The sequence below is a fragment of the Arsukibacterium perlucidum DSM 18276 genome, assembly GCF_000382165.1.
Classification (GTDB): Bacteria; Pseudomonadota; Gammaproteobacteria; order Enterobacterales; family Alteromonadaceae; genus Alishewanella; species Alishewanella perlucidum.
On the sequence record NZ_KB907773.1, the window covers coordinates 1 to 1,624 of the forward strand.

Below are 1,624 nucleotides of genomic sequence, written 5' to 3' on the forward strand. Positions count from 1 at the left end.
CACCAAAAGCATGCAAAGTTCGTAACAAATAATAAACAGAATAGCCTGGGTAGAAATGCTGTGTTGTAAACAGGTTTTTCTACAGGCTCGTTATGAGAATCAAAATAGTCGAGTATTAAAAAGGAGTGATGTATGGATAAGAATGATATTAGAATTTATCTTAGCGCAAGGAAAAGTGAAGCCCGAATAAAGGTATTGCAAATATTTACAATCGGAATAATGAGTGTTTTTATAACGTTGCAAGCTTTTGGTATCGAGATTCCGATATTCAGTTATGCTGTGAGCGGCTTGGTTATAGCGTCTCTAGCGGCTAGTATTGGTGGCTGGGCCTCTCCTTCTAAATCCGAACTGCTGGATATTATTGAGCGTGAAATAAACAATAATCCAAGTGCGCTAAGATATATTTCAGGCAAGGAATAGGCGTTTTTGTGAAAAGTTACTTTCTCATAACAAATCGCTCAAATGGACAATTTTTACTGCGCATTTTTTTGCAGCGGCTTCGCCACTTTACCGCAAAAAACGGCTCCGTAAAAATTGCCATTTAGCTCAGCGTTAGGTCGGGATAGGGTTCGGCGTTCGTCAAAATCAACAAACGAGGAAATTAGTATGTCATATGTAGATTGCTTTGTTGCCGCAGTTCCGAGTGAGAATAAGGAGGCATATATCAAGCACGCAAAAATAGCTTCTGAATTATTCAAAGAAAATGGAGCTTTGGAAATCGTGGAAAATTGGGGTGATGATGTTCCAGATGGTGACGTTACATCCTTACCGCTGGCAGTAAAAGCAAAAGAAAACGAAGTTGTCGTATTCTCATGGGTTGTTTGGCCTTCAAAAGAGACTCGTGACACTGGCTGGAGTGCAATAATGGAGGATCCGAGAATGTCGCCAGAAAACAACCCTATGCCATTTGATGGAAAGCGCCTAATTTATGGTGGTTTCAAAACGGTTTTAAAGGTTTAGGAGTCTTAGACCTAACAAGATGCTGCTACGGAAAATTTACTCGCTTGCGCTCCTAAATTTCCGTAGAGCACGGCGTTAGGGTTACCAGTAGATGGACAGGATGAAATTTTGAAGTTTGCATTTCGTTTCGCTCTAATTTCATTATTTGTGCTGTTTTTTCTGGGAGGCATAAGTTGGTGGGCTGCTCTTGATGGTTTACTTAATTTTTCCTTTTTCGGCTATCTGATAATGAGCTTGGTATTTTCTATTTCAGGGTTTGTCCTAGTGCTTAGGAGTTACAAAGTAGATCCCATTAAAGGAATAATGTTTAGAATTACAACCATTGTTGGCGCCGTGTTTTGTATGTTTATTTGGGTTGTCGTTCTTTACCCTTTTTCATGGTTTATGAATGCACCCTAACAAGCGCCATCAAAAACGCGCCCTTTGGGCGCTCGACTCGCAACAAGTTGCTCGCGTTTGTGGCGGGCGTTATGCCGGTTGAAACATTACCGATAGTCCAAGGAACAACAACAGTGAAAAAGGGAAAGTAAATGTCAGTATTTATTAAGTTTCGACTGCTCATGATAGCTGTGCGTATTCTGATTTATGTGAACACCCATACTGGTGAATGTGAACACCCAGATCTTCCCGCGTTGGGCTCAGTGCCTTTTTAACCTAGGTGTTC

Annotated in this window: 2 protein-coding genes; both read left to right on the forward strand. The window is 40.9% G+C overall.

Annotation, left to right across the window (positions count from 1 at the left end):
- Positions 1-132: 132 nt before the first annotated feature.
- On the forward strand, positions 133-420 hold the full coding sequence (locus tag H141_RS0119560) for a hypothetical protein (RefSeq protein ID WP_019677957.1): 288 nt from the start codon (positions 133-135) through the stop codon (positions 418-420).
- Between the two features lie 186 nt (positions 421-606).
- On the forward strand, positions 607-960 hold the full coding sequence (locus H141_RS0119565; protein ID WP_019677958.1) for a DUF1428 domain-containing protein: 354 nt from the start codon (positions 607-609) through the stop codon (positions 958-960).
- Positions 961-1,624: the final 664 nt, after the last annotated feature.

Bases quoted from the DNA above. Each gene is read 5' to 3' on its own strand.
- H141_RS0119560 (WP_019677957.1), top strand. From the start codon at position 133: ATGGATAAGAATGATATTAGAATTTATCTTAGCGCAAGGAAAAGTGAA.
- H141_RS0119565 (WP_019677958.1), top strand. From the start codon at position 607: ATGTCATATGTAGATTGCTTTGTTGCCGCAGTTCCGAGTGAGAATAAG.